Raw genomic sequence first — 17,235 nt, 5'->3', positions numbered from 1 at the left:
CTGAGCGGAGAGAGTTAGAGCTTGGCTGCGATCTTCGTCGCGGTCTCCTTTGCCGATCCGGGGTTCTGGCCGGTGACGAGGTTGCCGTCGACCACCGCGTAGGAGACGAACGGCAGCCGGGCCTTCCGGTAGCGCGCCCCGCGCTTCTTCATCTCTGCCTCGGCGTTGTAGGGCACGAGCTTGTCCACCCGCGCGAGGACCTCTTCCTGCCAGGCGAACCCGGTGAGCTCGCGGCCCGCGACGAGATAGCTGCCGTCGGACAGCTTTGTGTTGAGCAGGCCGCAGTAGCCATGGCAGACCGCGGCGACGATGCCGCCGCGCTCGAAGATCTCCCGGCTGATCCGCTGCAGCCCGTCGCTGTCCGGGAAGTCGTACATGACGGCGTGCCCGCCGGTGAAGAAGATGGCGTCGTAGTCGGCCGAATCGATCTGGTCGGGGCTCGCGGTGTGCTCGAGGAGCGCCATTCGTGCGGTGTCGGCTCGCCATGCCTTCGCGGTCTTGTCGTAGTTGGGGAATGTGAGCGACCGCGGCTCCAGCGGACTGGGCCCGCCCGCGGGGCTCACGATGGACTGATCGAATCCGTGCTGTTCGAAGACGTGCCAGGCGTGCGTAAGTTCGGACAGCCACAGACCCGTCTCATGGGACGGATCGTCGTAGTGGCCGACGTTTGTGACGACGTTCAAGATGCGGGTGGCCATGGGCTGTGTCCTCGTCCTGTGTCGTGGTGTTATCGGGAAATCCGCCGCCGTCTCATCTTCGCAATGCTGGGCGTCCCGCGTGGCTGGTCGGCGACACTGCGCGAATCCAGCGACCGCCGATACCCGGCCCGTGGCACCGTCGCGGACCGACCGCGATAGTGTTCGCGTCCAGTGGGTCGGGCCGCTGAGTGGGAGAAAAATTGGGGATCGGCGCTGCACACGGTGTTTCCAGACGGGATCTGCTGCGGGGGACCGGCGCGGCGATGGGCGCTGCGATGTTCGGATCCACCGCCTTCGCACCGCACGCGGCCGCGAACCCGTCGACCGGTCGAGCGCGTGGCCGTGAGGTGGCGATCTTCGGCGGAGGCATGGCCGGACTGTCGGCCGCGCACGAGCTGATCGAACGCGGCTATTCGGTGACCGTGTACGAGCCGTCATACCTTGGCGGCAAGGCGCGGAGCATGCCGGTCGTCGGCACCGGAAAGGGTGGGCGTCAAGACCTGCCCGGCGAACATGGCTTCCGGTTCTTCCCCGGCTGTTATCAGCATGTGCCGAACACGATGTCTCGAATCCCGGTGGGGGACAGCAACGTGAAGGCGGCCCACCTGGTGAGTGCGGACGCGCTCACGCTGGGCCTCTACGGCGCCGACTACCGGCCGGTCATCATGCCGGCGTCCCGGATCGGGATCAAGAAGACGGCCGATACGACGCTGCAGCTGAAGAACATTCAGAACGCGTTCATCGACATGTTCGCCAGCATGAAGAACATCCCGATGACGGAGCAGACATATGCGGCGCTGCGGATGACGGTGATGGCCACCAGCTGCCAGGAACGTCGAATCGGCCAGTGGGACAACGTGTCGTGGATGAACTACATCAAGGCGTATCAGATGTCCGCCGACTACCGCACCTACCTGGCGACATCGTTCACGTCGTCGTTGGTGGCGGCCAAGGCGCAGACGGCGTCGGCGCGCACGATCGGGCAGACGGCGCTGGCGCTGGCATACGCGGGCAGCGGGCCGCTGGTTCCGCAATATGCCAACGGGCTGCTGCAGGGGATCGACCGGCTCCTCAACCGGCCCACCAACGAGGCCTGGATCGATCCGTGGGTCCGGTATCTGACATCGCGGGGCGTGCGGTTCGTGATGAACACCGGGCTGAGCGGTCTCCGGGTGTCCGGCAGGCGCATCACGGAGACCCAGGTGACGACGAGCTCAGGCGCGACGTCGTCGGTGGTCGCCGACTGGTACATGACGGCGATGCCGGTCGACCGGCTCAAGCCGCTGCTGACTCCCGATGTGCTGCGCGCGGCGCCCGGGCTCGCCGGGGTCCGTCAGCTCGTCGACGACTGGATGGTCGGCATTCAGTACTACCTCCGCAAACGTGCCGGGACCCCGACATCGCATATCGCGCTGCTGGGGGCGCCCTGGTCGCTGACGGCGATCTTCCAGGCCGAACCGTGGGGTCAGGATATCGGTCGCACCTACGGCGACGGCGAGGTCCAGGAGATTCTGTCGGTCGACATCTCGAACTGGGACGTGCCCGGCGTGCTGTACGGCAAGACCGCGAAGCAATGCACGGCCGAGGAGATCAGCCGCGAGGTGTGGGAGCAGCTCCGGCGTGGGCTGAACCGCGGTGGCTATCGGCTGATCAACGACGACGAACTGGTCAGGTGGCACCTGGATCCGGGCGTGACCTGGCGGAACGGCAAGGCTTTCAATGCGACCCCGTTGCTGGTGAATACCGCCGGCTCGTACCCGCATCGCCCCACCGCCGAGACGGAGATCTCGAACCTGTTCATCGGCGGCGACCATGTCCGGTCGAACATCGATCTCGCGACGATGGAGGGGGCCAACGAATCCGGCCGTCGCGTGGCGAATGCGATCCTCGACCGCACCGACAGCAACGCCGAGCGGGCCGCCATCTACCCGTTGTGGGAGCCCGAGTTGATGGATCCGCTCAAGGATCTCGACCGGGATCGGTGGCGGCAGGGCCTGCCGCACATCCTTGACGTCTGATCGTCCCGTCGTTCGGGACGAACCCTGGGGCAGCCGGTATGTCCGCATTAGCGTCGTCGTATGCGGGTATTGGTCACCGGTGGAACCGGATTCGTAGGTGGATGGACCGCGAAGGCGATCGTCGACGCGGGGCATGACGTGCGATTCCTGGTTCGTCGTCCCGAGCGGTTGTACTCCTCGACGGCGAACCTCGGCATCGACGTCTCCGATCATGTGATGGGCGATATCACCGATGCTGACTCGGTGAAACGCGCGCTGTCCGGCTGCGATGCCGTGGTCCATGCGGCGGCGATGGTCAGCACCGACCCGTCGCGGGCCGAGAACGATGGCCACGAATCTCGAAGGCGCACATAATGTCCTGGGCCAGGCAGCCGACCTGGGTCTGGACTCGATCGTGCACGTGTCGAGCATCGCGGCCCTGTTTCATCCGGGCCTGGAGAAGTTCGAGGCGGACCTGCCGGCGGCCGGTGGCAGCGAGGACGGCTATGGCCGGTCGAAGGCGCGCGTCGAGTTGTACGCCCGGGAGCTGCAAAACTCCGGCGCGCCGGTGAACATCACGTACCCGGGAATGGTGCTCGGGCCGCCCGTCGGCGAACAGTTCGGCGAGGCCGCCGAGGGCGTGCGTGGGGCACTGCAGGTGCGGTCGCTCCCCGGCCGCAGCGCCGCCTGGCTGGTGGTCGACGTTCGCGATCTGGGAATGCTGCATGCCGCGCTGCTGGAGCCCGGCCGCGGGCCGCGACGCTATACCGCCGGCGGCCACCGATTGTCGGTCGATGAAGTGGCGCAGCTGCTTTCGAAAGTATCGGGTACCACGGTGCATTCGATTCCGGTGCCGGATTCGTTCCTGCGTGCCGCCGGCGCAATCCTCGATCAGCTCGGCCGCGTCCTGCCGCTCAACTCGGCGTTCAGCGAGGCCGGCATGCAGTACTACACGCAGATGCCGGATTCGGATGACTCGCCCAGCGAGCGCGAACTCGGCGTCGTGTATCGCGACCCGCGAGAGACCCTCGCCGACACGGTAGCCGCGATGCGGCAGGGTAAAACGAAGTCGTAGAGGATATTTGGCTGTCTGACGCCTACGACGTCGTCACGGCCAGTCGGCGATCTCCGGCAGGTCATCGCCATGCTCGCGTGTCCATGCCCGTGCTCGAATGCGCGCATCGACCATGTCTTGACGGACATCGGCGGCACGCTCGCGCAGTCCGGGCACCCGATCGATCACATCCATCACCAGATGGAAACGGTCCAGGCCATTCAGCATCACCATGTCGAATGGTGTTGTGGTGGTTCCGTTTTCCTGGTAGCCGCGGACATGGAACTGGTCGTGGTTGTGCCGTCGATAGGTCAGTCGGTGGATGAGCCAGGGGTAGCCGTGGAACGCGAAGACCACCGGCCGATCTCGAGTGAACAGCGAGTCGAATTCCGCGTCGCCCAACCCGTGCGGGTGCACATCAGTCGGCTGCAGACGCATCAGATCGACGACATTGATCACTCGAACCTTCAGATCGGGCAACCGGGACCGCAGGATCGCGCTCGCCGCGACGGTCTCCGCCGTCGGGACATCACCGGCACAGCCGAGCACCACATCCGGGAGCGAGCCGGTCGTGTTGTCGGAGCCGGCCCAGTCCCAGATCCCGATGCCGCGTGCGCAGTGCACGGCCGCGTCCTCGACAGACAGCCAATCGGCCTGGGGCTGTTTGCCGGCAACGACCACATTCACCCGGTTGCGGGTCCCCATGACGTGATGCATCGTGGCGAGCAGCGTGTTCGTATCCGGGGGCAGATACACCCGGACGATCTTCGCCTTCTTGTTCAGCACCACATCGAGGAAACCCGGGTCCTGATGTGTGAAGCCGTTGTGGTCCTGACGCCAGACATGTGATGACAGAACGTAATTGAGACTCGCGATCGGTCGGCGCCAGGGCAACCGACTGCTCGCGTCGAGCCATTTCGCATGCTGATTGAACATCGCGTCCACGATGTGAATAAACGCCTCATAGCACGTGAACACGCCGTGCCGGCCGGTCAGCAGGTATCCCTCGAGGAGTCCTTGGCAGACGTTCTCCGACAAGAATTCGATGACGCGGCCCTGCGGATCCAACCCGACGTCCGCGTCGTTCGACCACTCGCGCCATCGACGCCCGGTGACCTCCAGGATGGCGTCGAGGCGATTGCTGGCCAGCTCGTCCGGCGCAAAGGTCAGATAGTTGTCCGGATTGGCACTCGTGACATCGCGCAGCCACTCGCCGAGCACCCGGGTGGCCTCGTGTCGCGTCGTGCCGGCGGCACCGACCGGTACGCCGTAGTCGCGCCACTGCGGTAGCCGCAGATCGCGGAGCAGCGCACCGCCGTTGCTGGCCGGCGCGGCGCTCATCCGCTTGTCGCCGTCCGGGCACACTGCCAGGACCTCTGGGACCGGGGCCCCGTTTTCGTCGAACAGTTCCTCGGGCCGATAGGACCGCAGCCACTGCTCCAGCACGTCGCGGTGCCGTGGATCTTCGCGAACGCCGGGGAGTGGGACCTGGTGTGCCCGAAAGGTTCCCGCGACCGGCTTGCCGTCGACCTCTGGCGGACCGGTCCACCCTTTCGGGGTCCGCAGCACGATCATCGGGTGCGGAGCGCGAAGCGGGTTGGCGGTGCGCCCCTGGACGGCGGAGTCCAAGCAGGCGTCCATCGCGGCGCTGAGGTCCTGATGGACGGAGGCCGGATCATCGCCGCTCACGAAATGCGGTTCGTATCCGTAGCCGCGCAGCAGCGTGTCCAACTCCGACTCGGGGATCCGCGCGAGCACGGTGGGATTGGCGATCTTGTAGCCGTTGAGCGCGAGAATCGGCAACACGGTGCCGTCGCGCTGCGGGTCCATGAGCTTGCCGACGTGCCATGAGGTGGCCAACGACGCCGTCTCCGCCTCGCCGTCGCCGATGACCGCAAACACGGTGAGGTCCGGATTGTCCAGCGCCGCACCATATGCGTGGAGCAGTGAGTAGCCGAGTTCGCCGCCCTCATGGATCGATCCGGGCGTCTCGGGAGCGCAGTGGCTCGGGACGCCGCCCGGGAACGAAAACTGCGCGAACAGCTCTCGCATGCCCGCGGCATCGCGCCGGATTCGGCTGTGCAACTCACTGTACGTGCCTTCGAGCCAGGCGCAGGCGTTGGGGCCGGGGCCGCCGTGCCCGGGGCCGGCGATGAACAGGGCGTTCAGATCCCGACGCAGAATCTGGCGATTCGCATGCGCCCACACCAGATTGAGGCCCGGTACGGTGCCGAAGTGTCCCAGAAGCCGGGGCTTGATGTGCTCGGCGCAAAGGGGTTCGGTCAGCAATGGGTTGTCGAGCAGATAGATCTGACCGACGGACAAATAGTTTGCGGCCCGCCACCAGGCGTCAAGGCGCGCCAGCTCATCCACATCGAGCGGACCGGACGCGGCGCCCAACGCATACGAGGTGGGCGCGATCGTCTCCTCGTCGGTCATCGACGTTCAGGTCTGCCGGCTGGGGCCATTGATCGCGTCGCGCGCCCGGTCGAGCATCGCCGCGAACGGGCCGATCAGGATGTTCTCGCTCGGTGTGTTCACGTCCGGATGCGGGCGCGTCGGCGCGATCGATTCGGCGAGCGCCACCGCGTTGGCCAGTCGTTCGGCATCTGCTTGCGGAAATTCGGCTCGCAGCACATTGAATTCGTCGTGCTCCTCATGCTCGGCGTGCTCGACCACCGCGTCGCGCAACGCGCTGAGCTTTGTCGTGAATTCGACGGAGTCGACGGAAAGGTCTTCCAGCTCGGTCAGCATCTGTTTTGCCGACTGCTCCTCATCAAGGCGCTCGTCGACGATGGCGCTGCCGTCACTGAGCATGGATCGGGCCTGCGGATGGATGAGCTCTTCTTCGGCGGACTCATGCACTGCGAGTAGTCGGCGAAGTTCGAAGAACGCACGTTCCCGCTCCTCGGCCCGGCTGTCCAGCGCTGCCGCGAAGAGCCGCTTGATCTCTAGGTGTTGTGCTTCGAGCAGCTGAATCACGTCGTTCGATGTCGAGTGTTGTGCGAGGGTCATCTGCCAGTCCTTCTCGTTGGATGGGTTGATCAACAGCCCGACGGGCTTGTACCACCCAACGTCGGGTTTGAAACCTCGAGCTGGCATCGGTCGGCTCGCCGAGTGCACCACAGGTTTCAGTGCCGCACATGCGGGGTAGTCACCATGGAACAGACGTCCGTCGATCGCCGAGCGAGAGGATGACGACATATGCCGGAGACCACCACACGTGACAAGGTTGCCTTCCTTGTGGCAGCCGAGGGAATCGAGCAGGTCGAGCTCACTGAGCCATGGCAAGCGATCAAGGAAACCGGACTACGGCCGACTCTGGTCGCGACGACCCCCGGGCCGGTTCAGGCATTCGAACATCTCGACCCGGCAGAGGAATTCATCGTCGACCACGTGGTCGATGACGTCGATGCTGCCGATTTCGCCGCGCTGGTGATACCGGGCGGTGTGGCGAATTCGGACCAGCTCCGCACGCATAAACCTGCCGTCGACTTCGCGCGCAGGTTCTTCGAACTCGGCAGTCCGGTGGCGGCCATCTGTCATGGACCGTGGACGCTGGTCGAGGCCGACGTGCTGCCGGGCCGGACTTTGACTTCGTGGCACAGCCTGCGGACGGACATCGTCAACGCCGGCGGACAGTGGACTGATGAGCCGGTGGTCGTGTGCCGGCACGGCAACAACACCTTGATCACAAGTCGCGGACCTGACGATCTGCCGGGATTCTGTTCGGCCCTTACCGATGAACTCACCGAAGCCGGTCGGCAGGTGCCGGGATCGTGATCGTGATCGGCGGACCACTTCGGTGACCGCAACGTCAACAACAGTGAAGGAACCAGGAGGATGACAAGACGATGACTGCGACCCATGCAAGCGGAACCGCAACGAGCCCCATCTATTTCAGCGTGCCCGGTGTTGCCGTCGGCGATGCCGGCACGGTCATCGCGATACTGCAGGATCGGCTCAACGCGCTCAACGATCTGGCACTGACTCTGAAGCACGTGCACTGGAACGTGGTCGGCACCCATTTCGTCGCCGTCCACACGATGCTCGATCCGCAGGTGGAGACCGTGCGATCGATGATCGATGAGACGGCCGAACGCATCGCCGCACTCGGCGGATCGCCAGTAGGAACGCCCGGAGCACTTGTCGCCCAACGCACCTGGGATGATTACGACCTGCGGCGGGCGAACGCGATCGACCACATGGGGGCGCTCGATGTGGTGTATGCGGGTGTGATCGATGCCCATCGGCACGCGATCGCCGACACCGAGACCGCCGACCCCGTGACGCAGGACATGCTGATCGGCCACTGCCGAGAGCTCGAGCAGGCGCACTGGTTCGTGCGGGCACATCTCGAAGACGCAGCGGGATCGCTGAGCACGGCGGGCGCTCACACCGAGCGCTCCGCAGCGGAACGCGCCGGCGCAATGGATTCGCCGGTCGCGCACCGCTGATCGGATGATCGTTGCGTGGGGGCCGCTGGCTTATAGCCAGCGGCCCCCTTCAGTTAGCACCCACTTTCTTCAGTCAGCGGTGCGCAGTGCGTCTGCCTTGTCCCGCAGGTTCGCTGCGTGGCGACGAGTCTGGCGGCGGGCCTTCCGTGCGGTCCGACGGGCGGTTCGTTCGGCCCCGGAGGCCAGCTGTGGAGCCTCCGCTTGTAACTCCCGGAGATTTCGGCCCACGGCCGACCCGATCTCGGCCGCCGCGTCCGAGGCCTGCGCCGCAGTCTTGGACAGCACCGGCTTCGCCCGGTCCACGGCATCCGATAGCTTCTCGCCGACGACCGTCGCTGCGTCGTCCAGGTGCTCGACGGTGTGCGCCGCAGCGCTTTTCGCGGTCTCGGCGTACTGAGCGATCGGCTTGTCGTCGGATCCGCCAGAAATGCGCGTCGCCTGATCGGATACGCGTGTGGCGGCCCGCCGGGCGCGCCACATCACCCCAGGCTTGCCCTCCGTATCAAAGCCGGCGATCAGCAGGCCGCCCATCAGGGAGAGGTTCTTGAGGAAATGGACCGTCTGATCTTGGCGGGCGGCCGGGTCTGCCTCATTCCAGAACGAGTGGGTGGCGGTGGCGGGTACCAGCGAGCCCGCGAGGACAAGAGATGCCGGGCGCGGGAAGCGGCCGGTGGCGAGCATCAGCCCAGCACCCAGCTGAACGCCGCCATACGCGCGGGCAAGCGCTTGCTTGTTCGCCCCTTGCGCGTGGTTGTCCACGCCTTGTCCGGGCGGGGCGCTCTGCGGTTCCGACACCGAGCGGGTCGAGACCGACTGCGCGATATCGCTTGCCGTGTCGATCAGCGGCTCGGCGGCTTCGGCCACGGGCTGTGGATGGACGAGTGCCTGATAGCCGGAGTACACGAAGATCGATCCAAGTAGCGGTCGTGCGACATGGCGGATCATGTGAATCCCTTCTGCACAGGGCTGACCCTCGCGTCCACGACGGAGGGTCGGCCGATGATGGGTAAAGGTGCTCAGTGATTGCGGAGGGCGTCGATCAGGTCGCTCTTCTTCATCGATGAACGTCCGGAAATGCCCAGCTCTCGAGCACGCTTGCGGAGATCTGTCACTGTCCAGTCCTCATATGCCGGCGAAGACCCGCCGCGCCGACCTACCGCGCTACGGCCGGAGTTCGCGGCCGCGTTGGCGATCCGTGCAGCCTTTTGCTTGGAATCGCCGCGATCACGCAGATCCTCGTAGAGCTTCTTGTCCTTGACGCTTGGTCCGGGGCTTCGCTGCGGCATATCGGGTCCTTTCTTCGCTCCGCCGGGGGTTGTCCCCGGTTATCGCTCATACCCAATGCGGCGGCAATCCAATCACGAACGGCCGTGACCAGGCTGAAGCCTTCGGACATCGGCGAACGACAGCAGCCGGTCCGCCCGTGTCGAGGTCTCGCCGGCGATGGGAGCGAGGAGGTGCCCGATGTGGTCGCCCATCGCGAAGCGGTCGCGGACCGCGCCGGCGAACCAACCGCTCACGTTGTCGAGAATCGGCAGCCCCTCGGGCCCGCGATGCCAGGCGCAACGGGTGAATTTGTCGACGGCATCGCCGGTCTCGCCGCCGAAGAGTCGGGCAAGCTCGATCTGCTCGGCTGACAACGCATGTACGGCGAGGTGCGTGGCCCGGCGCGCCACGTCGTACGTGTGGTTGTCGATCGAGACGCCGACCAGGAATGTCGGCGGGTCGATACTGGCCTGCGTCGCGAAGCCGACCAGGCACCCCGCGAGATCATCGCCGGCCCGCGTCGTCACGACGAACATCGGATAGTCGAGCATGTCGACGAAGTCGTCGAATGCGTCACTCATGATTGATGCCCTCCCCGGCACCATCTCATGGTTGCCGTGCTTCGCTACGCACGATGCCGGATCGGGCCATCGTCCGGAGGCGCATCGGGGATGTCGGATGCGGGATCGAGATGCGGGTATTCGTCTTCACCGTCGTCACGGTCGGCTTCGATCTGCTGCTCGATCACGTCGGCAATATCAGCCTCAGGAACGGCTCGCTCTTCATCGGTCGGCATCGCATGCTCCTCTCATTCCGCGGAAGGACAACAAACGCCAAGCAGGCCAACAACACTCACGGGGCATCGGTCGAGCGCGCTCCGTGAGTGTTGTCGGCGTGCATCAGCGACTAGCCGGTATCTTTTCTGGCAGTGGATATCTCACGCTGCCGATCACGGTGCTCGACGGACACCTTGTGTGGCCGTGCGTGCGCCGCCAACGGGATGGTGACGGTCAAGACCCCGTTGTCATAGTGGGCGCCGATGTTTCCCGGGTCGATGCTGTCACCCAAGGTGATCTGACGCCGGAACGAGCCGGCCTGGCGTTCATTGGCGAGCCACTGAACGCCCTCGTCCGAAGGCGACGTGCGTTGTGCCGCAAGGGTCAAGACCCCGTTTTCGACGTTCACGTCGATCGATCCCGGATCGGCACCGGGCAGATCTGCCGTCAGGACATAGTGGTCGTCGACTTTGTAGAGGTCCATCGGCATGAACCGGGGAGCTCGCAGAGATCCAGCTGCTTGCCCGGCGAGCATGCTACGAGCCAAGGAGTCGACATCGGCAAAAGGATCAAAACGAAGCACAGCTACACCTCCTCGTTAAGGCTGCCCAACCACCTTGGTAGGCAGCGTGACATTCACTGTGCGACATTGAGATTAGCACTCGGTCCGGGAGAGTGCCAGTGGTTCTGGGGCGTGGATATCTTGTTTCAGGAAATGGCTGGTCCCGTCGCGCCAACCCGACGACCGAGTGTCCGCACCGAACCGCCGTAGGGGATCGATCGCGCAAGTGCCGCGCCGGCCACATCGAAAAATGAGTGGCTGACGTAGCGCCTGATGTTTGACAGTCTCTTCTTGTGGAAAGCGAAAGACTAGATGGTGCAACACCGTTGGCCGACCCGGCGAAAGGAACAATCACGCATGACTGAACGCAACGCGACCACCGACGGGATCAGAGCCGTGTCGGAGACCACGAAGGGCCGTTGCAAACAGTTCATCGGGAAGCTTGTTCGCCGGCGCAGGTTGGCTGAGCGCGGACGTGTTCAACGTATACTCGGCGACGCCATCGGACGAGCCGCCAGAGCCGAGTTTGAACAGGATCTCTACCACGTGTCCAACGACTAGCTGTTGCTGGCCAAGAGGTTGTTGACGGCCGGTCAGACGCCATGGCAGCCGATCCGGTGCCGGGCTACGTGGCGGGCTGGCTTGCAGTGTCCTCGCATGCAGCAAGCAGGCGTTCGGCGAGAACCCGGGTCTGCTCCCGGAGTTCGCTCGGTTCTTCGATGACGAGGTCGCGGCCGAGCCCGGCGAAGTACGGGGCCACCCAGTCGAGCCGCTCAGCGCGCAGGCGTACGCGGGTCCACGGCTCCGTGTTGTCGGACGAGGCCGGCTCCAGCGTTGCCAGCCCGGCGGGTACCTGCAGGCGCAGCTCGTTGACGGTGCCGGCGACGCGGACCGAGACCTGATAACGCCACGGTGTGGCAGCCAGGCTTGCCAACACTGCTGCCCTCACGTCGAAGCCGGCGGGCAGGTTGAACGAGCCAGGCAACGCGACGGGGTTGCTGATCCGATCGACGCGGAACGTCCGGACCTCACCGGTGCGCGACTCGTGGCCCGTGACGTACCAGCGGCCGGAGCGGGCGACAATGCCGTACGGGAGGATCGTGCGCTGACTGGCTTGTCCGCCGTGGCGGGTGTAGCCGATCTCAACGGGGTGACGATCGCGCGCCGCTTCGGCGACGATCATTAGCACGTTCGGATCGGTGTCACCGGTGGCCTGCGCCGAACGGTCCGACGGGCCGAGGAGTGACAGGTCCGCGGAAAACAGCAGCGCGTCCAACCGCGCCGCCGTTCCCTGTGGGAGCACGCGCCGCAGCTTGCTAATGGCGTCTTCCACGGTCTCGTCGTCGATCGGCAACCCGCCGCTACGGCGGCCGACGGCCAGCCCTAAAAGCAGTGTGAGGGCCTCCTCGTCGGTCAGCATCAGCGGCGGCATTCGGTAGCCAGGCGCGACTCGGTATCCGCCGTGTCGACCCCGGATCGACTCGACCGGGACCCCCATCTCGACCAGCTGCGTGACATAGCGGCGCACGGTTCGTTCGTCGACGCCCAATCGCGTGGAGAGCGTTGCGACCGACTGGGTTCCCCCGGCCTGGAGGAGCTCCAGGAGGGTCAGCACACGAGCAGTCGGGCGGGCCATGGGGATAGATTCCCATGAATACCGGGCGGATTCAGCCCGGTATCGACTCTAGAGTCACGGCCATGACCGACTCGCATGTCACCGCCTTCGTCTCGACCCGCATCATCACCGACAACCTCGATGCGATGGTCGCCTTCTACGAACAGCTCACCGGCACCACCGCCGTACGCCCCGCGCCGGTATTCGCCGAGATCATCACTCCGACCGCAACGCTCGCGATCGGCAGCACCGCCACGGTGCCGCTGTTCGCACCCGGCTCCGCCGAGGCAGCCGCCAACCGGTCGGCCATCCTCGAGTTCCTTGTCCAGGACGTCGACGCCGAGTTCGCCCGCTTGGCCGCGCTGGGCATGGAGTTCGTTGCCGAGCCAGCACTCATGCCGTGGGGCAACCGGGTGTTCTTTGTCCGTGACCCCGACCAGAACTTGGTGGGGGTCTTCAGCCCAGTGAGTGCGGAAGCAACTGAGCGCTTCGCCGGCCGCTACGGACGCTGAGAGCCTGGGGCCGAGCAGGGTAAAGCGCCCCTGCTGGAGAAGAGGCTCCGACCTACACCGGAGTGGGCCGGGCCTTGTGGTGCTCCAGGACCACCTTGCCGAGACCGGAATCGTCCCTGTCGATCGTTCACGCCTCCCTGAAGAACACTTATGACTCATCGAAACGCACCGCTGTCCGTCGAAGGACGTCGTCGCCTCGTTGCCCGCTGCACAGCCCGTCCGATCGCGCACGTCGCGGCCGAGATGGGGATTTCTCGCGCCACAGCGTCGAAGTGGGTCAACCGCTACCGCCGCTATGGGGATCTCGGACTGGAAGATCGGACTCCCACACCCCATCGACAGCCCTCAGCAACCGACTCCACTGTCGTCGCTCGCATTGAGGAGATGCGTCGTACTCACAAGTGGCCAGCCTCCCGGATCACCTTCGAGCTCGCAGCAGACGGCATCCTGATCAGCCGCCGCACCGTCACTCGCCACCTCGCCGCTCTAGGCTTGAACCATCGTCGCTTCATCGACCCCAACGGCGAGACCAACCGCGAGCCGCGCAAGATCATCGCCCGCCGACCGGGCCATATGGTTCACATCGATGTGAAGAAGGTCGGCCGCATACCCGACGGCGGGGGCTGGCGGGCGCACGGGCGCGGAAGCGACCAAGCCAAGAACGCCGCGCGCAACAAAGAGAAGACACAGCGCGGTGGCTACATCTACCTGCACTCCGCCATCGACGGTTACTCTCGCCTCGCCTACACCGAAGCCCTACCTGACGAGAAGGCCGTCACCGCGGTCGGATTCATGCACCGTGCCCGCGCGTGGTTCGCCGCCCACGGCATCACCCTCATCGAGCGGATCGTCACCGACAACGGGGCCTGCTATCGCGCCGAAGCCTTCACGCGGGCATTGCTCGGCTCGCGGCACCAGCGGATCACGCCGTACACACCCCGCCACAACGGCAAGGTAGAGCGCTACAACCGGATCATCTCCGAGGAGTTCCTCTACGCCCGCACCTGGATCTCAGAGGACCAACGTCGAGAGGCGCTCGGCGTCTGGAATGTTCACTACAACTACCACCGGCCGCACAGCGCGGCGGATGGCGAACCTCCAGCCTCTCGGCTCCCGACTGGAGTCAGCAATGTGCTGGCCTCCTACAACTAGCCTCGATCGCCGGCGGGCTCGACGTTTCCGGATCGCGTCCGATGGGTATTCAGGCTCCGGATGGGGAGGCAGTTCCGCACGATCCGCGACTCGAGGAGGTCTCATGCAACCGCTCCGCAAGGCCTGGGGGATGCTCGGTTACGTCATTCTGTTGGTGGCGGTGGCCGGCATCGTCGTCGGTATCGTCGGCCTGGGCGGCGACAATTCGTGGGCCTGGCTGGTGCTCGTCGTCAGTCTGGCGGTGGCGCTTCTTGCGGCCGCCGCGATGTTCCTGGTGCCGGCCAGCCGACACCGCGACAGATATCGAGATCGCACCCAGCGTGATCCGCTCATGGAAGACGTCACGAACGACGAGGAGCAGCGTTATTTTCGCCGGTATCGCTGGCCGCTTTCGGTGTCGGAACTGCGAGATCGGCGCGCGAGAAGCCGTCGCGTCTAGAGTTGCTTGTGCGCCCACATGCGAGTGCCGTGACCGGCAGCGGGCAACGTCTCTCCACCCGGAACCGTGTGGTCCGCACTACGAATCAGCACTAGCCGAAAGCCGTTGATCGGCAGGTCATCCGGCTGCTTCTCGTAGCCTTGTCAGCAACTCCGGGGCGATGTCGGACAGGAACTCCGATTGGCCCTCGTCGCCGATCTGCACCAGCGCGATGTCGGTGAAACCGGTCTCCCAGAACGGCCGCACGGCCTCCACCACCGCCGTCAGGTCCGGTCCGCAGGGGATGGAATCTGCCACGTCGTCCGGACGCACGTACTGCGTCGCCGCATCGAACCCGGCCGGGGTGCGCAGATCCGCGTTGACCTCGCATCCGCCGCTGAACCAGCGGAACTGGTCGTGCGCGCGGTGAATCGCCTTGTCGCGGTCGCGATCCCAGCAGATCGGTATCTGACCGAAAGCCCGTGCACCGTCGCCGACCGCAGACGTTGACCGCCGCTCGTTCCAGCGGCGGATCAGCTCGGCGTCCGGCGCGACGGCGATCAGGTGATCCGCAAGATCCGCGAAGGCGTCGAGCCCTCGCTCGCCAGTCAGCGCCACGCCGATCTTGATGGGCTCCTGCGGCATATCCCAGAGCCGGGCCGCGTCGACCTGGAAGTACTCTCCGCGATGGTCGACCGTATCGCCGGAAAACAGCGCTCGAATGATCTCGATCGCCTCTCGCAATGCGGCTTGTCGCTGCGGCACCGCCGGCCAGCCGCGCCCGACGACGTGCTCGTTGAGGTTCTCGCCGCTCCCGAGTCCCAGGGTGAACCGCCCCTCGCTCAACAGCGCCAGCGTGGCCGCGCTCTGCGCCACGACCGCGGGGTGGTAACGCATCGTGGGACAGGTTATGTAGGTCATCAGGTCGATCCGTTCCGTCGCCTGGGCGACCGCGCCGAGAACGCTCCACGCGAAGGGGGCGTGTCCCTGAGATGCCAGCCATGGCGAATAGTGGTCGCTGGAGACGGCGAAGTCGAAGCCGGCAGCTTCTGCCTGCTGGGCATAGCGCACCAACTCCCGCGGGCCGGACTGTTCGGTCATGAGTGTGCAACCAAATCGCGTCACCATGCAGAAACCTCCTTGTGGACCTGTCGGCGTTGGTCGGACTACCCAAAACCTGGTCCTGAGAAACGCCGCCCGGGTGTTTCTTGACGGCATCGATTGGGTACAAGCGGCCGATAGCTCGAGTCAGGAGACGTAATGATCACCATTGGCACCCAATTGGATACGTTGGTTCGAGGCCGCCACATGCGTTACCGGATCGCGGCGATTCGTCATGCGCCCTTCAGCTATGTTGAACTCGAGCCGGTTGACGGCGGACCTCGGCGACAGCTGCCGATGTATGTCGCCGAACGGATACCGGTCGTGGATGACGGCACTCCCACTCCGGCTGATATAGCCGAACAAGAAGCGGTGCGAAAGGCGCCTGAAGCGTCGCGCAAGTGGTCACGGTCGGCGCCACCGTGACACCCGATTGGTCGCACAGCTCAGCCACCGCAGATCCGTTGCACGGTACCGGTTTAGCGATCCCAAAGCGGTCTCGCTAGATGCGATAGATGGCCGGTCAATGAGATTCGGCCCTTTATGCAAAGGGGGCGAATGCGGCACCGTGGCAGGAATGCAGTTCATATTCGTGCCCGGCATCCTGGTCTTCGCGGTGCTGTCGATCGTCGGCACCGCCGTTGCGCTGCGACTGTGTTCGATGATCATCACCGGTGATCCGTTACGCCAAACCGTCTCTATTGCTTGGCATTCCGACGTCCTGCAGCATGCCCAGGCCTGCTGGTCGGACGGTCCGCACAGCACCTTGCTGTGTTCCTGCGGCCGAACATGGGACATGGCCGGGCGATGAACCGCGGCAGTTTGTCGGTGGCACGTGGGATGGTGGCAGCGCCGGACGGACCTGTCGCCGAACAATAGGAACCCACTGCCATGTACGCACCCGCACGAGACGATGAGGCGACTTCCGTCGCGAGATACATTGACCAGCAGCTTGAGGCCATCCGTGCCTCCGCGCTGGGGCTGACCGAGGATCAGGCGCGGTCCACGCCCTGCCGTAGCGCGCTGTCGATCGGCGGCATCATCAAGCACGCGGTGCATGGAGCCCGTAACGCAGCGACGCGCATTCGCAACCTCCACGTGGAGCGGTCATTGGACGAGGCGGCCTTCGCCGAGTACATGGCGAGCTTCGTCGTGTCCGACGATGCGACAGTCGCCGGCACCATCGAGGAATTCGATGCGGCTCGTGCAGATCTGCTGGCCGCGCTCGCCGCGGCCGATCCCGACGTCGAGGCCACTGAGCCGCCGGCACCCTGGGACGGGATCTATCAGCCGAACCCGATCCGGTTGCGTTTCTTCCTCAACCACCAGATCGAGGAGTTCGCGCGCCATGCCGGACATGCGGACATCATTCGCGAACAGATCGACGGCGAGTCCGTGCAAACTCTCGTCCACACGCTGGCCGGTTCGCCGGCGAACGACTTCTTCACGCCCTACGTCGCGGAGCCGGGAACGCTTCTGTCCTGAACGCGGGCCGGGGCCGGGCACCGGGCGCATTTGGGGGCCTCAGTGTTGACGTGTCAATCGCGCTGTGCATAGCATCGAATCGGTTGAACATGCAGCCGTATTGATCGCCGAAGCTGTACTGCCTGGATCGCAGGTGACACCG

20 protein-coding genes and 1 pseudogene are annotated in these 17,235 nt (G+C 65.1%); 11 read left to right on the top strand and 10 right to left on the bottom strand.

Going from position 1 to position 17,235, the window contains the following annotated elements:
* Positions 1-14: 14 nt before the first annotated feature.
* Positions 15-698 (bottom strand): type 1 glutamine amidotransferase domain-containing protein, encoded by a 684-nt coding sequence (locus G341_RS0111235; RefSeq protein ID WP_018179240.1) that lies wholly within the window; start codon positions 696-698, stop codon positions 15-17.
* Positions 699-961: 263 nt separating this feature from the next.
* Between G341_RS0111235 and G341_RS0111230 the strand changes: the two genes are divergently transcribed.
* The gene (locus G341_RS0111230) at positions 962-2,716 is read left to right on the top strand and encodes a hydroxysqualene dehydroxylase (protein WP_018179239.1); all 1,755 of its coding nucleotides are present in this window, start codon (positions 962-964) and stop codon (positions 2,714-2,716) included.
* Between the two features lie 60 nt (positions 2,717-2,776).
* A pseudogene (locus tag G341_RS21805) lies at positions 2,777-3,770 on the top strand (SDR family NAD(P)-dependent oxidoreductase).
* Positions 3,771-3,803: 33 nt separating this feature from the next.
* On the opposite strand, the gene G341_RS0111220 reads toward G341_RS21805, so the two are convergent.
* Both G341_RS0111220 and G341_RS0111215 read right to left on the bottom strand, forming a co-directional pair.
* Complete coding sequence (locus tag G341_RS0111220; protein WP_018179238.1) at positions 3,804-6,188, bottom strand: phosphoketolase family protein; 2,385 nt, start codon at positions 6,186-6,188, stop codon at positions 3,804-3,806.
* 6 nt (positions 6,189-6,194) lie between these two features.
* A complete protein-coding gene (locus tag G341_RS0111215) occupies positions 6,195-6,764 on the bottom strand; it encodes a hemerythrin domain-containing protein (protein WP_026303547.1) in 570 nt (189 codons plus the stop codon).
* A gap of 189 nt (positions 6,765-6,953) precedes the next feature.
* Here G341_RS0111215 and G341_RS0111210 point away from each other — a divergent pair, with 189 nt between their 5' ends.
* Entirely contained in the window at positions 6,954-7,532 is a 579-nt protein-coding gene (locus tag G341_RS0111210; RefSeq protein ID WP_018179236.1) for a type 1 glutamine amidotransferase domain-containing protein, read from the top strand.
* A gap of 71 nt (positions 7,533-7,603) precedes the next feature.
* Positions 7,604-8,206 (top strand): Dps family protein, encoded by a 603-nt coding sequence (locus G341_RS0111205; RefSeq protein WP_018179235.1) that lies wholly within the window; start codon positions 7,604-7,606, stop codon positions 8,204-8,206.
* 69 nt (positions 8,207-8,275) lie between these two features.
* Here the strand turns inward: G341_RS0111205 and G341_RS21800 are convergent, their stop codons facing one another.
* From G341_RS21800 to G341_RS0111180, 5 genes are all read right to left on the bottom strand, one after another.
* Positions 8,276-9,151 (bottom strand): DoxX family protein, encoded by an 876-nt coding sequence (locus tag G341_RS21800; RefSeq protein ID WP_081622509.1) that lies wholly within the window; start codon positions 9,149-9,151, stop codon positions 8,276-8,278.
* Positions 9,152-9,222: 71 nt separating this feature from the next.
* The gene (locus tag G341_RS0111195) at positions 9,223-9,492 is read right to left on the bottom strand and encodes a DUF7218 family protein (protein ID WP_018179233.1); all 270 of its coding nucleotides are present in this window, start codon (positions 9,490-9,492) and stop codon (positions 9,223-9,225) included.
* Between the two features lie 72 nt (positions 9,493-9,564).
* Complete coding sequence (locus G341_RS0111190) at positions 9,565-10,053, bottom strand: flavin reductase family protein (RefSeq protein WP_018179232.1); 489 nt, start codon at positions 10,051-10,053, stop codon at positions 9,565-9,567.
* 44 nt (positions 10,054-10,097) lie between these two features.
* Positions 10,098-10,268 (bottom strand): hypothetical protein, encoded by a 171-nt coding sequence (locus tag G341_RS23800; protein ID WP_155826930.1) that lies wholly within the window; start codon positions 10,266-10,268, stop codon positions 10,098-10,100.
* 110 nt (positions 10,269-10,378) lie between these two features.
* Positions 10,379-10,831 carry an Hsp20/alpha crystallin family protein gene (locus G341_RS0111180; protein WP_026303546.1) on the bottom strand — a complete coding sequence of 151 codons (453 nt, stop codon included), beginning with the start codon at positions 10,829-10,831 and terminating at the stop codon, positions 10,379-10,381.
* A gap of 336 nt (positions 10,832-11,167) precedes the next feature.
* Between G341_RS0111180 and G341_RS0111175 the strand changes: the two genes are divergently transcribed.
* Positions 11,168-11,371, top strand: a complete 204-nt coding sequence (locus G341_RS0111175) for a hypothetical protein (RefSeq protein ID WP_018179229.1) — start codon at positions 11,168-11,170, stop codon at positions 11,369-11,371.
* A gap of 64 nt (positions 11,372-11,435) precedes the next feature.
* Here G341_RS0111175 and G341_RS0111170 read toward each other — a convergent pair whose 3' ends face one another.
* Complete coding sequence (locus G341_RS0111170; RefSeq protein WP_018179228.1) at positions 11,436-12,446, bottom strand: helix-turn-helix transcriptional regulator; 1,011 nt, start codon at positions 12,444-12,446, stop codon at positions 11,436-11,438.
* A 62-nt stretch (positions 12,447-12,508) separates the two neighbouring features.
* Here G341_RS0111170 and G341_RS0111165 point away from each other — a divergent pair, with 62 nt between their 5' ends.
* The 3 genes from G341_RS0111165 (at position 12,509) to G341_RS0111155 (ending at position 14,528) form a co-directional block, all read left to right on the top strand.
* Positions 12,509-12,937, top strand: coding sequence for a VOC family protein (locus tag G341_RS0111165; protein WP_018179227.1), 429 nt, complete (start codon positions 12,509-12,511; stop codon positions 12,935-12,937).
* 150 nt (positions 12,938-13,087) lie between these two features.
* Positions 13,088-14,089 (top strand): IS481 family transposase, encoded by a 1,002-nt coding sequence (locus tag G341_RS0111160; protein WP_081622508.1) that lies wholly within the window; start codon positions 13,088-13,090, stop codon positions 14,087-14,089.
* Between the two features lie 103 nt (positions 14,090-14,192).
* Positions 14,193-14,528: a hypothetical protein gene (locus tag G341_RS0111155; RefSeq protein WP_018179225.1), complete on the top strand. Its 336-nt coding sequence runs from the start codon at positions 14,193-14,195 to the stop codon at positions 14,526-14,528.
* A gap of 117 nt (positions 14,529-14,645) precedes the next feature.
* On the opposite strand, the gene G341_RS0111150 is transcribed toward G341_RS0111155, so the two are convergent.
* Positions 14,646-15,635 (bottom strand): TIGR03557 family F420-dependent LLM class oxidoreductase, encoded by a 990-nt coding sequence (locus G341_RS0111150; protein WP_026303545.1) that lies wholly within the window; start codon positions 15,633-15,635, stop codon positions 14,646-14,648.
* Positions 15,636-15,767: 132 nt separating this feature from the next.
* Here G341_RS0111150 and G341_RS23795 point away from each other — a divergent pair, with 132 nt between their 5' ends.
* The 3 genes from G341_RS23795 (at position 15,768) to G341_RS0111140 (ending at position 17,093) form a co-directional block, all read left to right on the top strand.
* Positions 15,768-16,034, top strand: a complete 267-nt coding sequence (locus tag G341_RS23795) for a hypothetical protein (protein WP_155826929.1) — start codon at positions 15,768-15,770, stop codon at positions 16,032-16,034.
* Positions 16,035-16,185: 151 nt separating this feature from the next.
* Positions 16,186-16,419 carry a hypothetical protein gene (locus G341_RS0111145; RefSeq protein ID WP_018179223.1) on the top strand — a complete coding sequence of 78 codons (234 nt, stop codon included), beginning with the start codon at positions 16,186-16,188 and terminating at the stop codon, positions 16,417-16,419.
* A gap of 80 nt (positions 16,420-16,499) precedes the next feature.
* The gene (locus tag G341_RS0111140) at positions 16,500-17,093 is read left to right on the top strand and encodes a mycothiol transferase (protein WP_018179222.1); all 594 of its coding nucleotides are present in this window, start codon (positions 16,500-16,502) and stop codon (positions 17,091-17,093) included.
* The last annotated feature ends 142 nt before the right edge of the window (positions 17,094-17,235 follow it).

The organism is Jongsikchunia kroppenstedtii DSM 45133, assembly GCF_000380485.1.
GTDB lineage: Bacteria > Actinomycetota > Actinomycetes > Mycobacteriales > Mycobacteriaceae > Jongsikchunia > Jongsikchunia kroppenstedtii.
The sequence above is the reverse complement of the archived record's forward strand: the minus strand, read 5'-3'. Positions and strand labels throughout refer to the sequence as shown.